Annotated in this window: 19 protein-coding genes; 15 read left to right on the plus strand and 4 right to left on the minus strand. The window is 68.7% G+C overall.

The window, feature by feature from the left end:
* Nucleotides 1-10: 10 nt before the first annotated feature.
* From ruvA to ACCO44_RS12505, 6 genes are all read left to right on the plus strand, one after another.
* Nucleotides 11-631, plus strand: coding sequence for a Holliday junction branch migration protein RuvA (gene ruvA, locus ACCO44_RS12480; RefSeq protein WP_105709975.1), 621 nt, complete (start codon nucleotides 11-13; stop codon nucleotides 629-631).
* On the plus strand, nucleotides 624-1,649 hold the full coding sequence (gene ruvB / locus ACCO44_RS12485; protein ID WP_029263318.1) for a Holliday junction branch migration DNA helicase RuvB: 1,026 nt from the start codon (nucleotides 624-626) through the stop codon (nucleotides 1,647-1,649). Before ruvA ends, ruvB begins: the two co-directional genes overlap by 8 nt.
* A gap of 72 nt (nucleotides 1,650-1,721) precedes the next feature.
* Nucleotides 1,722-2,123, plus strand: a complete 402-nt coding sequence (yajC, locus tag ACCO44_RS12490; RefSeq protein ID WP_372466779.1) for a preprotein translocase subunit YajC — start codon at nucleotides 1,722-1,724, stop codon at nucleotides 2,121-2,123.
* A 56-nt stretch (nucleotides 2,124-2,179) separates the two neighbouring features.
* On the plus strand, nucleotides 2,180-3,928 hold the full coding sequence (gene secD, locus ACCO44_RS12495; protein ID WP_029263320.1) for a protein translocase subunit SecD: 1,749 nt from the start codon (nucleotides 2,180-2,182) through the stop codon (nucleotides 3,926-3,928).
* Nucleotides 3,928-4,917 carry a protein translocase subunit SecF gene (secF, locus tag ACCO44_RS12500; protein ID WP_029263321.1) on the plus strand — a complete coding sequence of 330 codons (990 nt, stop codon included), beginning with the start codon at nucleotides 3,928-3,930 and terminating at the stop codon, nucleotides 4,915-4,917. The genes secD and secF overlap by 1 nt, the downstream gene beginning before the upstream one ends.
* A gap of 80 nt (nucleotides 4,918-4,997) precedes the next feature.
* Nucleotides 4,998-7,250: a bifunctional (p)ppGpp synthetase/guanosine-3',5'-bis(diphosphate) 3'-pyrophosphohydrolase gene (locus ACCO44_RS12505; RefSeq protein WP_029263322.1), complete on the plus strand. Its 2,253-nt coding sequence runs from the start codon at nucleotides 4,998-5,000 to the stop codon at nucleotides 7,248-7,250.
* On the opposite strand, the gene ACCO44_RS12510 is transcribed toward ACCO44_RS12505, so the two are convergent.
* Nucleotides 7,237-7,788: a type IV toxin-antitoxin system AbiEi family antitoxin gene (locus ACCO44_RS12510; protein ID WP_372466781.1), complete on the minus strand. Its 552-nt coding sequence runs from the start codon at nucleotides 7,786-7,788 to the stop codon at nucleotides 7,237-7,239. The genes ACCO44_RS12505 and ACCO44_RS12510 overlap by 14 nt on opposite strands.
* Nucleotides 7,789-7,849: 61 nt before the next feature.
* On the minus strand, nucleotides 7,850-9,208 hold the full coding sequence (locus tag ACCO44_RS12515; RefSeq protein ID WP_372466782.1) for a DUF349 domain-containing protein: 1,359 nt from the start codon (nucleotides 9,206-9,208) through the stop codon (nucleotides 7,850-7,852).
* A 262-nt stretch (nucleotides 9,209-9,470) separates the two neighbouring features.
* Here ACCO44_RS12515 and nirB point away from each other — a divergent pair, with 262 nt between their 5' ends.
* The 5 genes from nirB to ACCO44_RS12540 are packed head-to-tail and all read left to right on the plus strand — an operon-like array spanning nucleotide 9,471 to nucleotide 15,391.
* Nucleotides 9,471-11,999 carry a nitrite reductase large subunit NirB gene (gene nirB / locus ACCO44_RS12520; protein WP_372469407.1) on the plus strand — a complete coding sequence of 843 codons (2,529 nt, stop codon included), beginning with the start codon at nucleotides 9,471-9,473 and terminating at the stop codon, nucleotides 11,997-11,999.
* Nucleotides 11,996-12,358: a nitrite reductase small subunit NirD gene (gene nirD / locus ACCO44_RS12525; RefSeq protein ID WP_029263326.1), complete on the plus strand. Its 363-nt coding sequence runs from the start codon at nucleotides 11,996-11,998 to the stop codon at nucleotides 12,356-12,358. The genes nirB and nirD overlap by 4 nt, the downstream gene beginning before the upstream one ends.
* Nucleotides 12,355-13,590 (plus strand): uroporphyrinogen-III C-methyltransferase, encoded by a 1,236-nt coding sequence (gene cobA / locus ACCO44_RS12530; protein ID WP_372466783.1) that lies wholly within the window; start codon nucleotides 12,355-12,357, stop codon nucleotides 13,588-13,590. Before nirD ends, cobA begins: the two co-directional genes overlap by 4 nt.
* Nucleotides 13,587-14,717, plus strand: coding sequence for a uroporphyrinogen-III synthase (locus ACCO44_RS12535; protein WP_262000967.1), 1,131 nt, complete (start codon nucleotides 13,587-13,589; stop codon nucleotides 14,715-14,717). Before cobA ends, ACCO44_RS12535 begins: the two co-directional genes overlap by 4 nt.
* The gene (locus ACCO44_RS12540; protein ID WP_262000966.1) at nucleotides 14,714-15,391 is read left to right on the plus strand and encodes a sirohydrochlorin chelatase; all 678 of its coding nucleotides are present in this window, start codon (nucleotides 14,714-14,716) and stop codon (nucleotides 15,389-15,391) included. Before ACCO44_RS12535 ends, ACCO44_RS12540 begins: the two co-directional genes overlap by 4 nt.
* A 77-nt stretch (nucleotides 15,392-15,468) precedes the next feature.
* Here ACCO44_RS12540 and ACCO44_RS12545 read toward each other — a convergent pair whose 3' ends face one another.
* On the minus strand, nucleotides 15,469-16,392 hold the full coding sequence (locus ACCO44_RS12545; RefSeq protein WP_262000965.1) for a formate/nitrite transporter family protein: 924 nt from the start codon (nucleotides 16,390-16,392) through the stop codon (nucleotides 15,469-15,471).
* A 257-nt stretch (nucleotides 16,393-16,649) separates the two neighbouring features.
* On the opposite strand from ACCO44_RS12545, the gene ACCO44_RS12550 reads away from it, so the two are divergent.
* A complete protein-coding gene (locus tag ACCO44_RS12550) occupies nucleotides 16,650-17,888 on the plus strand; it encodes an NAD(P)/FAD-dependent oxidoreductase (RefSeq protein WP_262000964.1) in 1,239 nt (412 codons plus the stop codon).
* A 22-nt stretch (nucleotides 17,889-17,910) separates the two neighbouring features.
* Here ACCO44_RS12550 and ACCO44_RS12555 read toward each other — a convergent pair whose 3' ends face one another.
* Entirely contained in the window at nucleotides 17,911-18,207 is a 297-nt protein-coding gene (locus tag ACCO44_RS12555) for a hypothetical protein (protein ID WP_262000963.1), read from the minus strand.
* A 104-nt stretch (nucleotides 18,208-18,311) separates the two neighbouring features.
* Here ACCO44_RS12555 and ACCO44_RS12560 point away from each other — a divergent pair, with 104 nt between their 5' ends.
* The 3 genes from ACCO44_RS12560 to ACCO44_RS12570 all read left to right on the plus strand — a co-directional run bounded on the left by ACCO44_RS12560 (nucleotide 18,312) and on the right by ACCO44_RS12570 (nucleotide 20,826).
* Nucleotides 18,312-19,700: a replication-associated recombination protein A gene (locus tag ACCO44_RS12560; RefSeq protein WP_105709965.1), complete on the plus strand. Its 1,389-nt coding sequence runs from the start codon at nucleotides 18,312-18,314 to the stop codon at nucleotides 19,698-19,700.
* Nucleotides 19,701-19,882: 182 nt separating this feature from the next.
* The gene (rpsD, locus tag ACCO44_RS12565) at nucleotides 19,883-20,512 is read left to right on the plus strand and encodes a 30S ribosomal protein S4 (RefSeq protein ID WP_029263334.1); all 630 of its coding nucleotides are present in this window, start codon (nucleotides 19,883-19,885) and stop codon (nucleotides 20,510-20,512) included.
* A gap of 125 nt (nucleotides 20,513-20,637) precedes the next feature.
* The gene (locus ACCO44_RS12570) at nucleotides 20,638-20,826 is read left to right on the plus strand and encodes a hypothetical protein (RefSeq protein WP_029263335.1); all 189 of its coding nucleotides are present in this window, start codon (nucleotides 20,638-20,640) and stop codon (nucleotides 20,824-20,826) included.
* The last annotated feature ends 14 nt before the right edge of the window (nucleotides 20,827-20,840 follow it).

A 20,840-nucleotide genomic window follows, 5' to 3' on the forward strand; every position in this document is an offset into this window, starting at 1 on the left:
GGCTGAGGGGATGATCTCCTCACTGCACGGCGTCGTCCAGCATGCGACGTCCGATCAGGTCGTCATCGACGTGGGTGGTGTCGGGTTCGCCGTCGCCGTCCCTGCCGATGTCGCACACACCGCGACCGTGGGGGAGAAGCTCCTCTTGCACACGAGCCTCATCGTCCGTGAGGACTCGCTCTCCCTGTTCGGCTTCGCGGATCGCGGCGAGCTCGAGATCTTCGGCCTGCTGATCAGCGTGACCGGCGTCGGGCCGAAATCCGCGTTGGGGGTGCTCTCGCACCTCACGGGCGATCAGATCGCCGAAGCCGTGACAGCGGAAGACGATGCGCCGTTCCGGCGGGTCTCCGGCATCGGCCCCAAGACGGCGAAACTCATCGTTCTGCAGCTTGCAGGCAAGGTGCAGGCCTTCGCGGCGCCGTCGAGGCCCGTGATGTCGGGCGGCACCGACGTGGTCACGCAGGTGGCCGCGGCGCTGGTCGGCCTCGGCTGGTCGGAGAAGGTCGCCGCCGAGGCGGCAGCCCAGACGGCATCCGAGGCGACGGAGGCCGAGCGGGCGACCGTGGCCCTGCTGTTGCGACGCACCCTCGCGCTCCTCGGCCCCGCGCAGGGAGGCCAGGCTCGTGGCTGACCCCCTCGACGCGACCGAACCCTCCGACGAGACCGAGCTCGCCATCGAGGGCGCACTGCGCCCGACCAGCCTGGGCGATTTCGTCGGACAGCAGAAGGTGCGCGGACAGCTGCAGCTGCTGCTCGAAGCTGCGCGCATCCAGAGCCGTCCTGCCGACCACATCCTGCTCGCCGGCCCCCCGGGGCTCGGGAAGACGACGCTGGCGATGATCGTGGCCCACGAGAGCGAGCGGCCGCTGCGCATGTCGAGCGGCCCGGCGATCCAGCACGCCGGCGACCTCGCAGCCCTGCTCTCCAGCCTGGTGCCGGGGGAGGTGCTCTTCATCGACGAGATCCATCGCATGGCGCGCTCCGCAGAGGAGATGCTGTACCTGGCGATGGAGGACTACCGGATCGACATCATGGTCGGCAAGGGCGCCGGAGCGACGAGCATCCCGCTCGAGCTCTCTCCCTTCACACTCGTCGGGGCCACGACGCGATCCGGTTTGCTGCCGAATCCGCTGCGCGACCGATTCGGATTCACCGGACACCTGGAGTTCTACGACGAGTCCGAGCTCGAGCAGGTCATCGCCCGTTCGGCCGCGGTCCTCGGCGTCGACGTGCCGACCGATGCGCTCTCCGAGATCGCACGCCGCTCCCGAGGCACCCCCCGCATCGCGAACCGCCTGCTGCGCCGGGTCCGCGACTACGCCCTCGTGCACGGCGAGGGCGGGGCCACGATCCACGACGTGCGCGCGGCGCTCGAACTCTACGACGTCGACGCGATCGGCCTCGACCGGCTGGACCGCGCGGTGCTGGAGGCGCTGGTCCGCCGTTTCCGCGGAGGACCGGTCGGCCTGAGCACGCTCGCCGTGGCGGTCGGCGAAGAGGGCGAGACCGTGGAGAGCGTGGTGGAGCCGTACCTCGTTCGCATCGGCTTCCTCGGACGCACGCCGCGCGGTCGTGTGGCGATGCCGGAGGCCTACGCGCATCTCGGCGTCGCGCATCCGGACGGGATGCTTAAGTTGGATGACCTATAATCACTGAAGACTTCCCGGTTACCTTCGCGCGCCCAAAGGCTGGAGCGTGCACCTGAGAAAGGCGCTTCCCCCATGCCCATGGAATTCCTGCTCTTCGGCCTTCTCGCCGTCCTCCTCGTCTTCATGATCTTCAACACGCGCAAGCGCACGAAGCAGATGAAGGCCGAGCAGGAGGAGAAGGCGACCAAGACCGTTCCCGGCGCCAAGGTGCTCCTGCAGGGCGGCATCTACGGGACGATCGTCTCGTACGACCCCGACGACCTCGACACGCCCGCGCTCGTCGAGATCGCGCCGGGCACCATCATCGACGTCCACAGCCAGGCGATCCTCCGCGTCGTCGAGCCCAAGGACGCGATCGTCGACGCCCCTGTCGATGTGATCGAGGAGCCGGCCGTCGACGAGGCGGCCGCCCCCGCGCTCGAGACCCCCGAGGAGACGCGCGCTCGCCTCGAGCGCGACGCCGACGACAAGTAATCTCCGCGGCCGGCGCGGCCCTTCGGATCTCCGTCCTCCCAGAAAGCTGAACACACGTGGCTTCATCTTCTCCCGTCCGTCACGCCTGGCGGGTCCTCCTCGGCCTGCTCCTCGTGACGGGTGTTCTGTTCGGCATCAACTCGCTGGGCGTGTACGTCATCAAGGACGCCGAAGGCCAGCCGGTCAGTTCCTGGACTCCTGAGCTCGCACTCGACCTGCAGGGCGGCACCCAGATCGTCCTCAGCGCCGAGACCGAGGACGGAGCGGCTCCCACGCAGGAGCAGCTCGACCAGGCCGCGGCGATCATCCGCCAGCGCGTGGACGCGTCGGGTGTGGCCGAGGCCGACATCACGACCGAGGGCGGACAGAACATCGTCGTCCAGATCCCGGGCGAGGCGGATGCGCAGACTCGTGAGCGCATCCAGGCGAGCGCGCAGCTCGAGCTGCGACCCGTGCTGTACACGACGGCCGCGAGCACCGAGTTCGTCGGCGAGGACGGGAACTCCACTCCCTACCCCAGTCCGGACCCGTCGCTGAATGCGACGCCGACCGCCGAGCCGACCGACGCGAGCGACCTGTCGTGGGTGACCGACAAGCTGGCAGCGGAGTTCCAGGCATACGACTGCGAGAACCCGGACAACGACCCCGCCCGTGCCCCGAAGGACGAGCCGGTCGTCGCCTGCTCCCCGGACAAGGCGCAGAAGTTCCTCCTCGGACCGACCGAGCTCGACGGCACCGCGATCACGGATGCCTCCGCGGGCCGCGATCAGAAGTCCGGCGCGTGGATCGTGCAGCTGACCATGAACGGCGAGGGCGGCGACGCCTTCGGCAAGGTCAGCACGCGCCTCAACCAGAACCGCATCGACGGTCTGTCCCCGCGCGATCAGTTCGCGTTCGTGCTCGACGGCGACGTGATCAGCGCTCCGCGGATGAACGGCGTCATCCTCGACGGCCGTCCCAGCATCTCGGGCAGCTTCACGCAGGAGACGGCGACCACGCTCGCCGACCAGCTGAAGTTCGGTGCCCTGCCGCTCAGCTTCGTCGTGCAGAGCTCCGACACCATCTCGGCGACTCTCGGAACCCAGCAGCTGCAGATCGGTCTGATCGCGGGTCTCATCGGTCTCGCACTCGTCGCGATCTACTCGCTCATCGTGTATCGCGCGCTCGGATCGGTGATCATCGCCTCGATCGCGGTGATGGCCGTCCTGACCTACATCATCATCTGCATCCTCGCCTGGCGGCTCGGCTTCCGTCTCTCGCTCGCCGGCGTCGCCGGTCTGATCGTCTCGATCGGCTTCACCGCCGACTCGTTCATCGTCTACTTCGAACGAATACGAGACGAGCTCCGCGACGGCAAGTCGATCACCGCCGCGGTCGAAGACGGCTGGGGCCGCGCGAAGCGCACCATCTACATCTCGAAGTCGATCAACATCCTGGCCGCGGTCGTGCTCTACATCCTCGCCGACGCCACGGTGAAGGGCTTCGCCTTCACACTCGGTCTCACCACCCTGATCGACGTGTTCATCTTCGTGATCTTCACGCACCCGGTGATGCAGCTCCTTGCGCGCACCCGATTCTTCGGTGGCGGTCACAAGCTGTCCGGCCTCGATCCCGAGGCGCTCGGTGCGGTGTACCGAAGCCGGTCCCAGTACCGGGAGGTCTCGACGGCATCGGCCGGTCGCGGTGCGAAGAACGCCCGCTCCCGGGGCGAGGCGGATCGCCGCCAGACCATCGCAGAAAGAAAGCGCGCCGAGGCACTCGCGGGCGACAGACCCACCAAGCCCGGAAGTGAGGGAGACGCCTGATGCCTTCCATGAATGAGTTCGGAAACAACCTCTATTCCGGCAAGACCTCTTTCCCGTTCGTCGGCAAGCGTCGGCTGTGGTTCATCATCGCCATCGTGCTCGTCGTCGGTTCTGCCCTCGTGCCGCTCATCCGCCCCATCCAGTTCTCCATCGAGTTCACCGGTGGGTCCCAGTTCACGGTGCAGGCGCCCGACACGGTCGATCAGGACACCGCGAAGGAGGCCGTCCAGTCGGTCGTGCCGGGAGCCGCGACCAAGGTCGTCGTCCTGAACGGGAAGGACATCCGCGTCCAGACCGACCAGATGAGCGCCGCCGAGACGCAGGACGTCGCGGAAGCCCTCGCCGACGCCTACGGTGTGGAGCCCGCCAATGTGACGTCGTCGTTCATCGGCCCGGCCTGGGGCGAGAACGTCACGAAGCAGTCGCTGTGGGGGCTCGCGATCTTCCTCGCACTCACGTTCCTGATCCTCGCGATCTACTTCCGCACGTGGAAGATGTCGGCGGCGGCGATCATCGGCCTGCTCGACGTGCTCGTCATCACGGTCGGCGTCTACGCGCTGGCCGGCTTCGAGATCTCTCCGGCTGCCGTCATCGGCTTCCTGACGATCCTGGCGTACTCGCTGTACGACACCACTGTCGTGTTCGACAAGGTCAGGGAGAACACCACCGAAGACGGGGAGAAGTCCGCCCGACTGTTCGGCGAATCGGTGAACCTCGCCGTTAACCAGACGCTCGTGCGCTCGATCAACACGTCTGTGGTCGCGGCGTTGCCGGTCGGTGCCGTGCTCTTCATCGGCGCCTTCTGGCTCGGTGCGGAATCGCTCACCGACATCTCGCTGTCGATCTTCGTCGGCATCCTCGTCGCGACGTACTCCACGCTGTTCGTGGCCGCTCCGCTCTACTCGCTGTTCCGCGAGAACGAGCCCCAGCTCAAGGAGCGCGACGCCCGCATCCGCGAGGCTCGCAGCCGGGCGTCCGTCGAAGCCTGAGGGGTCCGGGCCGAGGGCGCTCCGAGCGGAAGCTCGGCGCCGTCAGCACGCGTAGGATGAAGTGATCGGGAGGTGAGTTGATGGCGGAACCGCAGACGTCATCGCAGGGTTCGAGTCTGCGACGACTGGTTCCCCGCATCTTCTCCCGCGCGTCCCGCATCAACGACCTCGACAACCTGATCCGCACGGTGCGTGCGAATCATCCCAAGGGCGATTTCTCCGTCATCGAACGCGCATACGCGGTCGCGAAGGAGAAGCACGAGGGGCAGAAGCGCCAGAGCGGCGAGCCGTACATCACGCACCCGCTGGCTGTCGCACAGATCCTCGCGGAGCTCGGTCTGGGCCCGCGGGCCATCGCTGCGGCGCTCCTGCACGACACGGTCGAAGACACGGGCTACGCGCTGACCGATCTCACCGCCGAGTTCGGCGACGAGGTCGCGATGCTCGTCGACGGCGTGACCAAGCTGGACAAGGTCAAGTACGGCGAGAGCGCGCAGGCCGAGACGGTCCGCAAGATGATCGTGGCGATGTCGAAGGACATCCGGGTCCTGCTCATCAAGCTCGCCGACCGCCTGCACAATGCGCGCACCTGGGGTTTCGTCCCGCCGGAGAAGGCCACGAAGAAGGCCAAGGAGACGCTCGAGATCTACGCTCCGCTGGCGAACCGTCTCGGCATCCAGGCGATCAAGTCGGAGCTCGAAGACCTCTCGTTCGCTGTGCTGCACCCGAAGATCTACAACGAGATCCACAGCCTCATCGCGCAGCGGACTCCGCAGCGCGAGAAGTATCTCGCTCAGGTGGTCGAGGAGATCGACGAGGATCTGCGCGATCTCCGCATCCGCGGCAAGGTCGTCGGGCGCCCGAAGCAGCTCTACTCGGTCTACCAGAAGATGGTCATCCGCGGCCGCGAGTTCGACGACATCTACGACCTGATCGGCATCCGCGTCCTCGTCTCCTCGGTGCGCGACTGCTACGCCGTCCTGGGCGCGATCCACGCTCGTTGGACGCCGCTGCCCGGCCGGTTCAAGGACTACATCGCCACCCCGAAGTTCAACCTCTACCAGTCGCTGCACACCACGGTCATCGGTCCCGCCGGTCGCACGGTCGAGATTCAGATCCGTACGCACGAGATGCATCAGCAGGCCGAGTACGGTGTCGCCGCGCACTGGATGTACAAGGAGCGGATGAACGGCGGTGGCAAGACCGAGGTCCGCGCCTCCGACACCGACATGGCGTGGCTCGCGCACATCTCCGACTGGCAGGCCGAGACCGCCGACCCCGGAGAGTTCCTCGACTCGCTGCGCTTCGAGATCGGTGCGAAGGAGGTCTACGTCTTCACGCCGAAGGGGCGGGTGATCGGCCTGCCGGCCAGCGCGACTCCCGTGGACTTCGCCTACGCGGTGCACACCGAGATCGGCCACCGCACGATGGGTGCGAAGGTCAACGGGCGCCTCGTGCCTCTGGAATCGGAACTCAAGAGCGGTGACGTGGTCGAGGTGTTCACCTCGAAGAACCCGGATGCCGGCCCCAGCCAGGACTGGCTCGGTTTCGTCGCGAGCACTCGGGCGCGGAACAAGATCCGCGGCTGGTTCACCAAGGAGCGCCGCGAAGAGGCCATCGAGCAGGGCAAGGAGGCCATCGCCCGCGCGATGCGCCGTCAGAACCTGCCGCTGCAGAAGCTGATGAGCCAGGACTCGTTCGCCGAGGTCGCGCGCGGGTTGCACTACGAAGACGTCTCGGCGCTCTACGCGGCGGTCGGCGAAGGACACGTGTCGACGCAGTCGGTGCTCGAGAAGGTCACGGCTCTGGTCGCGGCCAACGACCCCAGCACGGGCGCCATCGATCTGCCCGGGAGCGTCCCGACGCGTGAGCCGCGATCCGGCGACTCCGGCGTGCTGGTGCGCGGCGCCAACGACATCCTGGTGAAGCTGGCCAAGTGCTGCACCCCGGTTCCCGGTGACCAGATCGTCGGCTTCGTGACGCGCGGCAGCGGCGTCTCGGTGCACCGGGCGGACTGCGTGAACGTCAAGGCGCTCAGCAACGAGCAGGACCGCTTCGTCGAGGTGTCGTGGGCCCCGACGACGAAGAGCGTGTTCCGCGTGCAGATCCAGGTCGAGGCGCTCGACCGCTCGGGGCTTCTCTCCGACGTGACGCGCGTGCTGAGCGAGCACCACGTCAACATCCTCTCGGCGACGGTCACCACCACCGATGAGCGGTTGGCTCTGAGCCGGTTCGTCTTCGAGATGGGCGATGCCGTGCACCTGGACCGTGTACTGAACGCGGTCCGTCGGATCGACGCCGTCTACGACGTCTACCGGGTCACCTCCTCCTGACGGCGAGGCGCTGCAGAGCGGCCGATCCCATACGACTCCCCGGTACACGTCGCAGCTCCTGCAGCGCGTTCATCGCCGCGTCCGGGGTGTCGGGGCAGGCGACGGCGAGAAGATCCATCCACGGCAGCACCCGCGGGTCGCGGTGCAGTGTCGTCGCGAGGTCGAGCATCGTGCGGGCCGGGCTGGATACGGCGACGCCGCCGAGCGTACGGACGTCGGAATCGGGGAGCAGGGTGTCGTGGAACACCACACGCGCGCTGGTGACCGGACGGATCCGGCGCTCCACGCAGCGCTTGACGTGATGCACGACCGGCGGCGTGTCACCGGCGCCGTGGACCCACGCGGCCGTCTGGTGGCATGCGGCGGTGCCCGGCCGGACGAGCGCGGCGATGGTGCTCGCCCGTACATCCGGCCCCTCGACGAGATCGGCAGGGATGTACGCGTCACCCACGTCGACCACATGGCCGTCGATGCGGGCCGCGCTGAGTTCGGTCTGGCTCAACCGCTCGCCGGGAACATAGAGGAACGCGGGGTGCATCACGCCAGTCTGGCGCAGTGCACCCCGCGTTCGAGACGGTCGCGGAGACCTGTGGAGAAGGTCAGCCGCCCAGAGCACTCAGCCAGGCGCGGCGAGCCTCGAGGGCGTCAGCGGCTTCCTTCGCGGCCTTCTTGTCGCCGGCCTTCTCGGCGGCGGCGACCTCGGCTTCGAGCTTCTCGATGGCCTCCTGCAGCTGCGAGCTCATGTCGTTCGCGCGTGCCTTGGTCTCGGGGTTGTTCTTCTTCCAGTCCACGTCTTCACGGGCCTTCAGCCCCTGCTCGATCGTGCGGAGCTTGTCGTCGAGCGCGCGCTCCTTATCCCGCGGGAAGATGCGGCCGATCTCATCCCACTGCCGCTGGATGCGGGTGAGCAGCGCGCGAGCGCGCTTGATGTTCGACTCGTCGGCGACGGCCTTGGCCTCTTCGAGAAGAGCCTCTCGGGCCTCGATCTTCGGTGCGGATTCCGCTTCTTCGGCGGCGGACTGCTCGGCGCGAGCGGCGTACAGGGCATCGCCCGCCGCCTTGAACCGCGCCCAGAGTGCATCGTCTGCCTTGCGCCCGGCGCGCCCGGCTGCCTTCCACTCGTCGAGCAGGGTGCGGTATGCGGGAATCCCGTCGGTGCCGCGCGGCGCGAGTGCCTCGGCACGCTCGACCAGGCGGGTCTTCACGTCGCGAGCGCTCTTGTGCGCATCGTCGAGCTCGGAGTAGAAGGCGCGACGCTGCTTGTCGACCACGGCGCGCGCATCGCGGAACCGCTTCCAGAGCTGCTGGGAGATGCCCTTGGAGAGGCGGGGACCACTCTGCTGCTGCGCCTGCCACGCGTCGAACAGCTCGCCGAGCTCGGCCGTGACCTGCTTCCACTGCACCTTGCTGAGGTCGCGCGCGGCGATCGCCTCGGCCTTCTCCACGAGCACGGTGCGCTCGGCGATCGCCTTGTCGACGAGTTCCTTGGCCTGCTGCGCCTCCTGCTCGGTGGCTTCGGACAGCGATGAGGTCAGGGCGTTCAGACGGTCTCGCAGACCTGCGAGGTCGCCGACGGCAGCGGCATCCGTCGCTTCGTCGATGAGATGACCGGCCTGCTTTGCGAGGTCGCTCGCCGACGCGCCGCCTGCCTGGTGACGCTGTTCGAGCGTGTGCACCTTGAAGGCGATGTCGTCGAACTTGCGCACGAAGTAGGCGAGCGCCTCCTCGGGCGTGCCGTCGGGGTACTGGCCGACCACGCGCCAGACCTCGCCTTCGCGTACCTCGACGGTGCCGTCGTCGGAGACGCGGCCCCATTCGGCGGAGGTCGACGACGCGGCCGGAGACGGCGCAGGTGCGGCGGGAACGACGGCTGCCGGCTTGGGTGCCTTCGGCGGCATCGGCACGGCGGAGGGTGCGGGGACGGGGGGAGTCGGCTTCGAGGGCTCGGTGGCAGACACGTGATTCTCCTTGCGCGGTAGGGCCGCGGGAGGCGGAAGGGACGAGGCTCAGCCTAGTACGCCCCGCGGGGCCCTGCCGGACTCGCTCGAAGCGCGATCTCACACGACTGTTACCGAGTTGTGAGAAGAACGTTCGATCCGTGTAACACCGCCCCGGCCTTTCGCGAAACACCGTGTCTCTATCGTCGAGTCCACGGACAGAGGAGGGCTCGTGGTCGTTCGGGAGAGCACATCGTCGGATGTCGTGGTGGTGGGGGCGGGAATGGTCGCGCACCGATTCGTCGAGAGCCTGCTCCGCGGCGACGGTTCGGCGCCGACGGTCACGGTCATCGGCGAGGAGGCGCGAGCGCCGTACGACCGCGTCGGTCTGACCTCGTTCTTCACCGGTGCGAGCGCCGACGATCTCGCACTCGATCCGCAGACCCTCCAGGACGACAGGGTGCGCTTCATCGGCGATGATCGCGTCACCGTGATCGATCGGGCTCGCCGCACGGTGCGCACCCGCTCGGGTGCGGTCCACGCCTACGGGACACTCGTCCTCGCGACCGGCTCCTACGCCATGCGGCCGGCCGTCGACGGCGCTGAGCTCCCCGGCTGCTTCGTCTATCGGACGCTCGACGATGTCGCCGCGATCGACGCGTTCGTCCAGCGCCGCGCGGCGTCACTCGGCCGCCCGTTGCGCGGGACGGTGATCGGCGGCGGACTGTTGGGCCTTGAGGCGGCAGGCGCGTTGCAGGGTCTCGACGTCGAGTGCATGGTGGTGCAGTCGTCGGACCGGCTCATGTCCGCCCAGCTCGACCTCGCGGGTGGCACCATCCTGCGCCGCCTGATCGAGTCGAAGGGCATCGATGTGCGGACGGGAACGCGGACCACACGGATCGACCCGGATGCCTCCGGCTCCGTCGCGGCACTGCAGTTCCAGGACGGCAGTATGCAGGGAACGGACGTCGTCATCTTCACCGTCGGCGTGCGCCCGCAGGACTCACTGGCACGCCTCGCCGATCTCGCTGTGCACCCCCACGGTGGCGTACTGATCGATTCGAGGTGCCGCACGGCCGACGACGACATCCTCGCGATCGGCGAGGTCGCCAACTTCGAAGGACGCTCCGTCGGACTCGTGGCCCCCGGATACGCCATGGCGGAGGTGGCGGCCACTCGGATTCTCGGCGGCGATGCCACTTTCCCCGGCTACGACGACTCGGCGAAGCTGAAGCTCTCCGGCGTGGATGTGGCGAGCTTCGGCGACGCGTTCGCCTCCACACCGGATGCCCTGGACGTGGTCTACACCGACCCGGTCAACGGGGTCTACAAGAAGCTGGTCCTCTCGGACGATGCGAAGACACTCTTGGGCGGCATCCTCGTCGGCGATGCCTCGGCATACGGAATGCTCCGCCCCCTGGTGGGTGCTGCGCTGGGCGCAGACCCCGCCGCCTACCTGATGCCGGACGGCGGCACCGCGCTTCCCGACAACGAGCTGCCGGCCGAGGCGGTCGTCTGCTCCTGCTCGAACGTGACCGCCGGACGCATCCGCGATGCGGTGCACGCCGAGGGGTGCACCGACGCCGCGGCCGTGAAGGCCTGCACCAAGGCGGGGGCCACCTGCGGATCCTGCCTCTTCACGGTCAAGAAGATCGTCGGCCAGGAGCTGACGAAGCTCGGACAGGCGACGTCCGACGCCCTGTGCGAGCACTTCTCGATGTCGCGCCGTCAGCTCTTCGACGCGGTGCGCGTGTCGGAACTCACGACCTTCAGCGCGATCATCGCCCGTTTCGGCACCGGGCGCGGCTGCGACATCTGCAAGCCGGCTTTGGCGAGCATTCTGTCCGTCCTCGTCGGAGCGCACGTGCTCGACGGTGAGAACGCGGCTCTGCAAGACACCAACGACCACGTGATGGCCAACATGCAGAAGGACGGCACGTACTCGGTGGTGCCGCGGATGCCCGGTGGCGAGGTCACCCCTGCGGGACTGATCGCGATCGGCAACATCGCCGAGACGTACGGGCTCTACACGAAGATCACCGGCGGGCAGCGGATCGACATGTTCGGCGCCCGCCTCGAGCAGCTGCCGCAGATCTGGCAGCGGCTGGTCGACGCCGGGTTCGAGTCCGGGCAGGCGTACGGCAAGGCGCTGCGCACGGTGAAGTCGTGCGTCGGCTCGACCTGGTGCCGGTACGGGGTCCTGGATGCCGTCGGCATGGCCGTGCGCCTCGAGCTCCGCTATCGGGGTCTTCGGGCGCCGCACAAGCTCAAGGTCGGTGTGTCCGGCTGCGCGCGCGAGTGCGCGGAGGCCCGGTCGAAGGACGTCGGTGTGATCGCCACCGAGACGGGGTGGAACATGTACGTCGGCGGCAACGGCGGCTTCTCGCCGCGCCACGCGGAGCTGCTCGCCGCCGACCTCGACGACGAGGGCCTCATCCGCGCGATCGACCGCTTTTTCATGTACTACATCCGCACGGCGGACCGACTCCAGCGCACGGCAGGGTGGTGTGCCGAGCTCGACGGCGGGCTGGACGGTCTCCGCGAGGTGATCTTCGACGACAGTCTCGGCATCTGCGACGACCTCGACGCGGCCATGAGCGTGCACGTCGACCGCTATGAGGACGAGTGGGCGGCGACCCTGCGCGACCCGGTGAAGCTGCGGCGCTTCGAGTCCTTCGTGAATGCGACCGACACCCCTGACCCTTCTCTGGCCTACGTGTCCGAGCGCGGTCAGGTGCGGCCGGCGACGACGGAGGAACGATCGGACGCGAGCGTCATGATCGCCGGCACGACTCTGGAGGTGCGGCGATGACCCTCAGCCCTGACATCGGAACGCGAGTCCGCGTCTGCGCGCTCAGCGACCTCGAGGTGGAGCGAGGCAGGGCGGCGCTGTTCGGCTCGGTCCAGATCGCGCTCTTCGTCCTCGCTGACGGCTCGGTGCATGCGGTGTCCAACCTCGATCCCTACAGCGGCGCCCATGTGATGTCCCGCGGGATCGTGGGCACGCGGGGCGATGTGCCGACGCTGGCTTCACCGATGCACAAGCAGGTCTTCGACCTGCGCACGGGGGAGTGTCTCGACACACAGGGCAAAGCCTCGGCGACGCTGCGGGTCTGGGACGTGACCGTTCGAGACGGTCAGATCGAGCTGAACATCGAGGAGATCCGATGACGGTCATGTTGGGAGTCGACCTCACCGGACGCGACGTGCTGCTGGTGGGTGGTGGCGCGGTCGCGGCGAAGAGGATCCGCCGGTTACTCGACGAAGGGGCGCGAGTGCGGATCGCCGCCCCCGTCCTGCATCCGGACACCGCGCGGCTGGTCGAGCTTCACGGTCTCGTCTGGCGCGCCGGTCGCTTCCGAGGAACGGATCTCGCCGGGGCGTGGCTCGTGCACACGGCCACCGGCGACGCCCGCGTCGACCGCGATGTCGCGGAACGTTGCGAGCGCAAGCGGATCCTCTGCATCAATGCCTCCGACGGCGCCCACGGGTCGACCAGGCTCACCGCACAGGCCGAGATCGGTGACGTGACCGTCGCGGTGACCAGTACGGTCGGTGCGGACCCGCGTCGGTCGGTCGCCGTGCGGGATGCGATCGTCGGCCTCGCGGGCGAAGGCCGCATCCCGCTGCGTCGGCGCCGTGCCGGTCGGAGTGGACGCGTCGACTTGGTCGGAGGCGGGCCGGGCCCCGCGGACCTGATGACGGTGCGCGCGCGTCGGCTCATCGCCGAAGCCGACGTGGTCGTGACCGACCGCCTGGGACCCGCGGCGGAGATCGTCCGCGGGCTCGACCCCGATGTCGAGGTGATCGACGTCGGGAAGACCCCCGGTCGACACCCCGTGCCGCAGGACGAGATCAACCGCATCATCGTGGGGCGGGCAGCGGCGGGCCGACGCGTCGTCCGGCTCAAGGGCGGGGATCCGTTCGTCTTCGGACGGGGTGGCGAGGAGATGCGGGCGTGCCTGGCTGCGGGCATCCCGGTCGACATCACTCCGGGGATATCGAGCGCGATCGCTGTTCCGCAAGCGGCAGGCATTCCGGTCACACATCGAGGCACGGCCGCAGCTTTCCACGTCGTGAACGGGCAGGGCATCATCGGCGAGGGCACGCTCGCGGCGCTGGCCGATGCGACCGTGACCACGGTGGTCCTGATGGGCGTGGCCGCCCTCGAACGTCTGGTCACCGCGGCACTCGCACACGGTGTGCCGGCACAGAGGCCGATCGCGTTCGTCGAGAGCGGCCACACGGCGCAGCAGCGCACGACGCGGACCACCCTCGGCAGGGCGGTCGCCGATGCCGAGGCCGTCGGCCTGCGCAACCCCGCGGTGATCGTTGTCGGCGAGGTCGCGGGCGCAGGACTGCTCTTTCCCTCGTCGAACACGATCGGGGCTGTCCTGGCGTGACGATCCGAGTTCCACTGACTCCGGTGTTGGCCGGATGCACCATCGTCGTGGCCGCCGACCGACGTTCCGGCGATCTCGTCGCGGCTCTCGAGCGACGCGGCGGCCAGGTGTACCGCGCGCCCGCCCTGAGCATCATCCCCAACGAGGACGATGAGCTCCTCATCGCTCGCACCCGCGATCTCATCGCGTCTCCTCCCGACATGGTGATCGTGACGACCGGGGTGGGATTCCGCGGATGGATCGATGCCGCGCACGAGAACGACCTGGCCGAAGACCTCGCCGCCGCGCTGGCCGGGGCACAGTTCATCGCACGAGGGCCCAAGGCTCACGGGGCGATCCAGCAGGCGGGCTTCATCGCCGACTGGGTCGCGGAGTCCGAGACCTCCGCGGAAGTGGGGGAGTACCTCGCAGCCGAGGGGGTCACCGGGCGACGTATCGCGATTCAGCACCACGGCGCGGGCGCCGACGGGCTCGACACCCTCCTGGCGGGGCTCGGAGCGGACGTGGTCAGCATCACCGTGTATCGCTGGGGGCCGCCGCCGGACCCCCAGGTCGTGCGCCGGTCCGTCGTGCAGGCGGGCGCGGGTGAAGTCGACGCCGTCCTCTTCACCTCCGCACCCGGTGCCGCCGAGTGGGTCCGGACGGCCGTCCGTGCCGGGGCTCTGGAGTCGATCCGGCGCAGAGCCGCGTCCGGGCGCCTGCTGCTGGCCGCCGTCGGGCCGATCACGGCCGCCCCACTCGCGGATGCCGGGCTCACCGCCACCCTGGCCGCACGTGGACGCCTGGGCTCGCTGGTGCGCTGCGTGGTCGACCACTACGCGTCGGGTGCCGCCCCGCGGCTGCACACGGCTCTCGGCGCGATGGAGATGCGCAGCCGCGGTGTGCTGATCGACGGCGCGTTCGTTCCGCTCTCCCGCGCCGGAGCGAGCATCCTGAGCGAGCTCTTCGATGCCGCCGGACGCGTGCTCTCGCGGGAGGAGCTGGGACTCGCGTTGCCCCGAGGAGGCGAGAGCGCCCACGCCGTCGAGATGGCGGTCGCCCGGCTGCGCGAGGCTCTGGGCGGCGCTGCGGCGATCCAGACCATCGTCAAACGCGGTTACCGACTCACCGTGGAGGAACCCCGATGACCACCCTAGTCGCCTGCTCCCACGGCACGGATTCCCCCGCAGGACGCCGCACGGTCGAAGACATCGTCGATCTCGTGCGCGCACGTATTCCGGGCACCCGTGTCGTCCAGGCCTTCGTCGACGTGCAGGAACCGGCGGTGCCCGAGGTCGTCGAACAGGAACATCTCGACGATGACGTCGTCGTGGTGCCGCTGCTGCTCTCGGTGGGTTTCCACACCGCGGTCGACATCGCGCGCGCGGTCCGTCCGTATGACGGCGTGCGGCAGGGGGAGCCCTTGGGCACCCATCCGCTCATCGCCGAGGTCCTGCGCGCGCGGCTGCGTACGGCGGTTCACGACCGCTGGCTTCCGGGCGATCACGTCGTGCTCGCGGCGGCGGGCTCCAGCAACCCTGCGGCGGTCGCCGATGTCACCACGGCGGCCGCGCACCTCGCCGACCTGATCCCGGTGCCGGTCACGATCGGTTACGCGTCGGCGATCGAGCCCCGCATCGCGGACGCCGTGAGCTTCGCGCGCGAGCGAGGAGCCTCGCGGGTGATCGCCGCGAGCCATGTCCTCGCGCCGGGGTACTTCGCCGGTCTCGTGGAGAGATCCGGAGCGGACCTGGTCTCGGCACCGCTCGGGGCGGACCCGCGCATCGCCGAGGTCATCGTCGAGCGCTTCCGCTCCGCCTGACCCGGAGCGCACCCGGAGCGCATACGGAGAGGGGGCGGATGCCGACGCATCCGCCCCCTCTCGGGCGTGCATTCCCCTCAGACCCGGGACGGTTCGCGCTCAGCCGCGCTGGTGCCGAGGCCCTGCACCGGCTCCTCCGCTGCGGCCGTCGTGACGACCTCCACGCGGGACCGGCGCTCGGTGCGACGCGCTTCGCGGGCGGCCCGAGCCTTCGGGCGGCCGTGCGTGTAGTAGATCGGCAGGCCGACGAAGAGCAGCCCTCCGACGAGGTTCCCCACGACCGTCGGCAGCTCGTTCCAGACGAGGTAATCCCAGACGGTGAAGTCGGCGCCCATCAGGAGTCCGGAGGGGAACAGGAACATGTTCACGATCGAGTGCTCGAAGCCCATGTAGAAGAACAGCATGATCGGCAGCCACATCGCGACGATCTTGCCGATCGTGCTGTCCGACACCATCGCCAGGACCACGCCCGTGGAAACCATCCAGTTGCACAGCACACCGCGGATGAAGAGCGTCAGCATGCCTGCGGCGCCGTGATCCGCGTATCCGACCGTGCGCCCGTGGCCGATCTCACTGATGGCCTCGCCCACGGCACTGGGCGCGGTCGAGAACCCGTAGGTGAAGTACACGGCCATCAGGATCGCGACCAGGAAGGCACCGCCGAAGTTGCCGAGGAAGACGAGCCCCCAGTTGCGCATCAGTGCGCCGAACGTGGCACCGGGGCGGCGGTCGAGCACAGCGAGCGGTCCGAGGGTGAACACGCCGGTGAGCAGGTCGTAACCGAGCAGATACAGCATCACGAACCCGACCGGGAACAGGACGGCGCCCAGCAACGGCTGACCGGTCTGTGTCGAGACCGTGACCGCGAAGGCAGCCGCGATCGTGAGGAGTGCCGCGCCCATGAAGGCGCGGATCAGGGTGTCGCGGGTGGACAGTTGCAGCTTGTAGGCGCCGGCATCCACCATGCGTGTGGCGAGTTCGGCGGGCTTGATGTAGGACACAGGACCTCCACGGGGACGGGAGCACGGATGCTCGACTGACTCGAGCATGCGGGAGCCTCGTTTCCGCGGGCCGCACCGGACGTTACGTCTGTGGTGCGAATCTCTCACTTCCCCTCCAGCGAGGTGTGAGATGCGCGGTCGTTATCCATCCGTGATGCGATCGTTCGCGGCGTGAAACACCTCGCGTGACATCCGGGAAACACAGTCCGCATAGCCTCAGCGCTACGGCACGATCGCCGCCGACAGGAGCTGTACCGATGAATCATCCGCTCGCCACCGAGATCGTCGTCGTCGGTGCGGGGATGGCCGCGCAGCGCTTCGTCGAACAGCTCAGGCAGCGGGCGGGCGACGACGTGCGGGTCACGGTGATCGGCGATGAGGGCCTCCGACCGTACGACCGCACCCGCCTTCGAGAGCTGTTCCTCGGCGGGTCGGCCGACGATCTCCCCTTGCCCTTCGACGCGTTCGAGGATGACCGCGTCGAGTTGGTCGTCGACGATCGCGTGCTGCACATCGACCGGCGGGCGAAGACCGTGCGCACCCGTTCCCGTCGCCTGCATCGCTACGACACGCTGGTGCTCGCGACCGGGGCCTCGGCCGGTCGGGTGGCGGTCGAGGGTGCGGGACTACCCGGTTGCTTCTCGTATCGCACCGTCGAGGATGCCGAGGCGCTCCGTGCGTTCGTGGGCGCACGCGCGTCGGAGCTCGAACGTGATCTGCGCGGGGTGGTCGTCGGCGGAGGCCCCATCGGGCTCGAGGCTGCCGGGGCCTTGCAGGCGATCGGGGTCGATGCCACGGTGGTGCAGTACGCGGATCGGCTGATGGAGGCGCAGCTCGACGGCACCGCGGGAAGCATCGTGAAGCGCCATCTGCAGGCGCGGGGGATCGCGGTGCGCACCGGGACGCGCGTGACACGGCTCGACCCGGACGAATCCGGCGTCGTCACGGCGATCGAGTTCCAGGACGGCTCCTTCCAGCGTGTGGACGTCGTCGTGTTCACGGTCGGGCTGCGCGCGCGCGACGAGCTCGCACGCAATGCCGGGATCGCGGTTCATCCCTACGGAGGCATCGTCATCGACGACGCCTGCCGGACGTCGGATCCGGCGGTGCTGGCAATCGGAGAGGTCGCCAGCCTCGACGGGCGCCGCTTCGGTCTGGTCGCTCCGGCCCGCGAGATGGCCGATGTGGCGGTGCGGCGCATCCTCGGCCACGAAGCGAGGTTCGCCGGGTTCGATGAATCCGCTGCCATCACCCTGGCGGGTGTCGATGTGGCGAGCTTCGGGGACGCGCTCGCACGGACGCCGGACGCGGTCGACGTGCTCTACGCGGATCCCGTCGCCGGGGTGTACCGGAAACTGGTGCTGGCAGGTGATGCGCACACGCTGCTCGGGGGGATCCTGGTCGGCGACGCTTCGGCGTACCCGGCTCTGCACACCCTCGTCGGCGCCCGGCTCGAAGCGGACCCGTCGTCCTACGTGCTGCCGAGCCGCGGTTAGCGAGAGCGGTCGGCCCGGGGAGCTACTCGGCGGGGCTCTCGGAGGGGAGCGGTGCCGGGCTCTCCGTGGGCGCGTCGGTGGGAGCCGTCGTCGGCTCGACGGTCGGCGTCGGAGTCGGCTCGGGTGCGGTCACCTGCGCGTGCACGACCTGACTGCCGATCGCGGCGACGACGATGAGGCCGCCGACGATCGCGGCGATCGTGTTGTCCCGGACGCGGCGCCGGATCTGCCCCTCGTGCCATTGGGTACGCGCGGTGTGCAGTCGTGCGCGCTCTGCCGCGGTGCGTGACTGTGCGTTCTTGGAACCGCGTGCGGCCATGCCCTGGATCTCCCGTTCCGACGCCGGTACGCAGCGTCGCCTGAGAGCCTACCGGGAGCTGCCCGATCGCCCGAAGTGTCGGGAGCCGCCGGTAGCCTGGAGGGATGACGTCCCCTGCCGCGCTGCTCTCCGGGCAGACGCCTCTCGCCGTGCGCATGCGCCCGATCTCGCTCGACGAGGTCGCGGGGCAGCGGCACCTGTTGCGTGCAGGGTCTCCCATCGTCGCCCTCGCCGATCCGGAGGCGACTTCGCCCGGAGCGGTCTCGATCATCCTCTGGGGGCCGCCGGGCACCGGAAAGACCACGCTTGCGCAGGCGATCGCGCGCTCGTCCGGGCGCCGCTTCGTCGAGCTGTCCGCCATCACCGCCGGCGTCAAAGACGTGCGCGAGGTGATGCAGGAGGCGATCACGCAGCGCGACCTCTACGGTCAGACCACGATCCTCTTCCTCGATGAGATCCACCGGTTCACGAAGGCGCAGCAAGACGCTCTGCTGCCCGGCGTCGAGAACGGGTGGGTGATCCTGATCGCCGCGACCACCGAGAACCCCTCGTTCTCGGTGATCTCTCCGCTGCTGTCCCGTTCCCTGCTGCTCACGCTCCAGCCGCTCACCGACGATGACATCGGTGTACTCGTGGATCGTGCCGTCGTCGACGCACGGGGGCTGAACGGGGCCGTGGCGCTGAGCGCCGAAGCTCGCGCCGCACTGATCCGGCTCGCCTCGGGGGACGCCAGGCGCGCGCTGACGGGTCTCGAGGCCGGTGCTGCGGTCGCCCTCTCGCACGCATCCTCCGCGGAGGCTGGCTCCGACGAAGGCGAGGACAGCGGATCGGCCGAGGCGGACGCCGCTGCGGCAGTACCGGAGGTCTCCGCCGACGACGTCGCCCAGGCCGTCGACAAGGCGCTTCTGCGCTACGACCGGCAGGGCGACGAGCACTACGACGTCATCAGTGCGTTCATCAAGTCGATCAGAGGGTCCGACCCCGATGCGGCGCTGCACTACCTCGCGCGCATGATCGAGGCGGGGGAGGACCCGCGGTTCATCGCCCGGCGCCTGGTGATCTCCGCGTCGGAAGACGTCGGTCTGGCCGACCCTCAGGGTCTCGTCATCGCGGTCGCCGCTGCCGACGCGGTCGCGTTCATCGGCATGCCGGAGGGACGCATCCCGCTTGCCGAGGCGACCGTGTACCTCGCCACCACCGCGAAATCCAACGCCGCCTATGTGGGAATCGATGCCGCGATCGCCGACATCCGCTCCGGAGGTTTCGGACGTGTGCCGCTGCACCTGCGCGACGCGCACTATCCGGGCGCCAAGCGCCTCGGGCACGGGCGCGGTTACGTCTACTCGCACGACAGCGAGTACGGCGTGGTGGCGCAGCAGTATCTGCCCGACGAGCTCGACGGCAAGCACTACTACGAGCCGAAGAACCTGGGTGCCGAGCGCGACATCGGTTCGCGACTGGAGCGCATCCGCCGCATCCTCGGCGACCGGTGACCCACGCGATCAGGCGCGCAGCCGCGATCTGTTAGACTTGAGCGGCTCGAAACCGTGTTTTCGGGCATCTCCTCGTTCACACCACACCTTGCTGGCGCCCCGGCGTGCGCTCCAAGGCAGAACGCGGACGATACGTCCGTGAGTCGTGAAAGTCACGACCACGTCATCGGAAGGACAGCTTCGTGACCACGAAGTCCCAGGACCGCCGCAAGGTGCGTCTGAGCCGTGCCCTCGGCATCCCGCTCACCCCGAAGGCCGCCCGCTACCTCGAGAAGCGTCCCTACGCTCCGGGTGAGCACGGCCGCACCAAGCGCAAGGCAGACAGCGACTACGCCGTCCGTCTGCGTGAGAAGCAGCGTCTGCGCGAGCAGTACGGCATCCGCGAGAAGCAGATGCGCAACACGTTCAACGAGGCCCGTCGCCACGACGGTCTGACCGGTGAGAACCTGGTCGAGCTCCTCGAGATGCGTCTCGACGCTCTCGTGGTGCGTTCGGGCTTCGCCCGCACCACCGCACAGGCTCGCCAGCTCGTCGTGCACCGTCACATCCTCGTCGACGGCCAGCTCGTCGACCGCCCGTCGTTCCGCGTGAAGCCGGGTCAGCTCATCCACGTCAAGCCCAAGAGCGAGGGCACCGAGCCCTTCCAGGTGGCAGCAGCCGGCGGTCACGCCGAGGTTCTGCCGCCCGTTCCCGGCTACCTCGAGGTCGAGCTCGACAAGCTCCAGTCGCGTCTGGTTCGTCGTCCGAAGCGCGCCGAGGTCCCCGTGACCTGTGAAGTGCAGCTCGTCGTCGAGTACTACGCAGCACGCTGAGCATCGCTCACGCTGCTCTCTGAGAGCAGCAGCGCAAGAGGCGTCGGGGTGACCCGACGCCTCTTGTCGTTTCGGCATACGATGGTGACACCGCGCCTTCGCGGATCAAGGGCAAGGATGACGACATGAAGAACGTGCAATGGTTCCTGGTCGGTGTGATCGGCGGCTTCGTCGCGGCTCACTTCATGAACAAGGACCCGCGCGGTCACGACATCCTCGCTGAGGTCGACGCCAGGATCAACGGATTCACCGCTCTCATCGGCGACGCCTACCGCGAGCAGGAGGCACGGCTCACGGAGCCGGGCGACAACTGAACCACCGCAGCAGC

The sequence above is a fragment of the Microbacterium maritypicum genome (assembly GCF_041529975.1).
Lineage (GTDB): Bacteria > Actinomycetota > Actinomycetes > Actinomycetales > Microbacteriaceae > Microbacterium.

What these genes read in the sequence shown, in the direction of transcription:
- cobA (WP_372466783.1), top strand. Translation starts at nt 12,355, where the DNA reads ATGACGGTCATGTTGGGAGTCGACCTCACCGGACGCGACGTGCTGCTG.
- ACCO44_RS12570 (WP_029263335.1), top strand. Translation starts at nt 20,638, where the DNA reads ATGAAGAACGTGCAATGGTTCCTGGTCGGTGTGATCGGCGGCTTCGTC.
- yajC (WP_372466779.1), top strand. Translation starts at nt 1,722, where the DNA reads ATGCCCATGGAATTCCTGCTCTTCGGCCTTCTCGCCGTCCTCCTCGTC.
- nirD (WP_029263326.1), top strand. Translation starts at nt 11,996, where the DNA reads ATGACCCTCAGCCCTGACATCGGAACGCGAGTCCGCGTCTGCGCGCTC.
- ACCO44_RS12510 (WP_372466781.1), bottom strand. Translation starts at nt 7,788, where the DNA reads ATGCACCCCGCGTTCCTCTATGTTCCCGGCGAGCGGTTGAGCCAGACC.
- ACCO44_RS12540 (WP_262000966.1), top strand. Translation starts at nt 14,714, where the DNA reads ATGACCACCCTAGTCGCCTGCTCCCACGGCACGGATTCCCCCGCAGGA.
- ACCO44_RS12555 (WP_262000963.1), bottom strand. Translation starts at nt 18,207, where the DNA reads ATGGCCGCACGCGGTTCCAAGAACGCACAGTCACGCACCGCGGCAGAG.
- ACCO44_RS12550 (WP_262000964.1), top strand. Translation starts at nt 16,650, where the DNA reads ATGAATCATCCGCTCGCCACCGAGATCGTCGTCGTCGGTGCGGGGATG.
- ruvA (WP_105709975.1), top strand. Translation starts at nt 11, where the DNA reads ATGATCTCCTCACTGCACGGCGTCGTCCAGCATGCGACGTCCGATCAG.
- ACCO44_RS12505 (WP_029263322.1), top strand. Translation starts at nt 4,998, where the DNA reads ATGGCGGAACCGCAGACGTCATCGCAGGGTTCGAGTCTGCGACGACTG.
- nirB (WP_372469407.1), top strand. Translation starts at nt 9,471, where the DNA reads ATGGTCGCGCACCGATTCGTCGAGAGCCTGCTCCGCGGCGACGGTTCG.
- secF (WP_029263321.1), top strand. Translation starts at nt 3,928, where the DNA reads ATGCCTTCCATGAATGAGTTCGGAAACAACCTCTATTCCGGCAAGACC.
- ACCO44_RS12560 (WP_105709965.1), top strand. Translation starts at nt 18,312, where the DNA reads ATGACGTCCCCTGCCGCGCTGCTCTCCGGGCAGACGCCTCTCGCCGTG.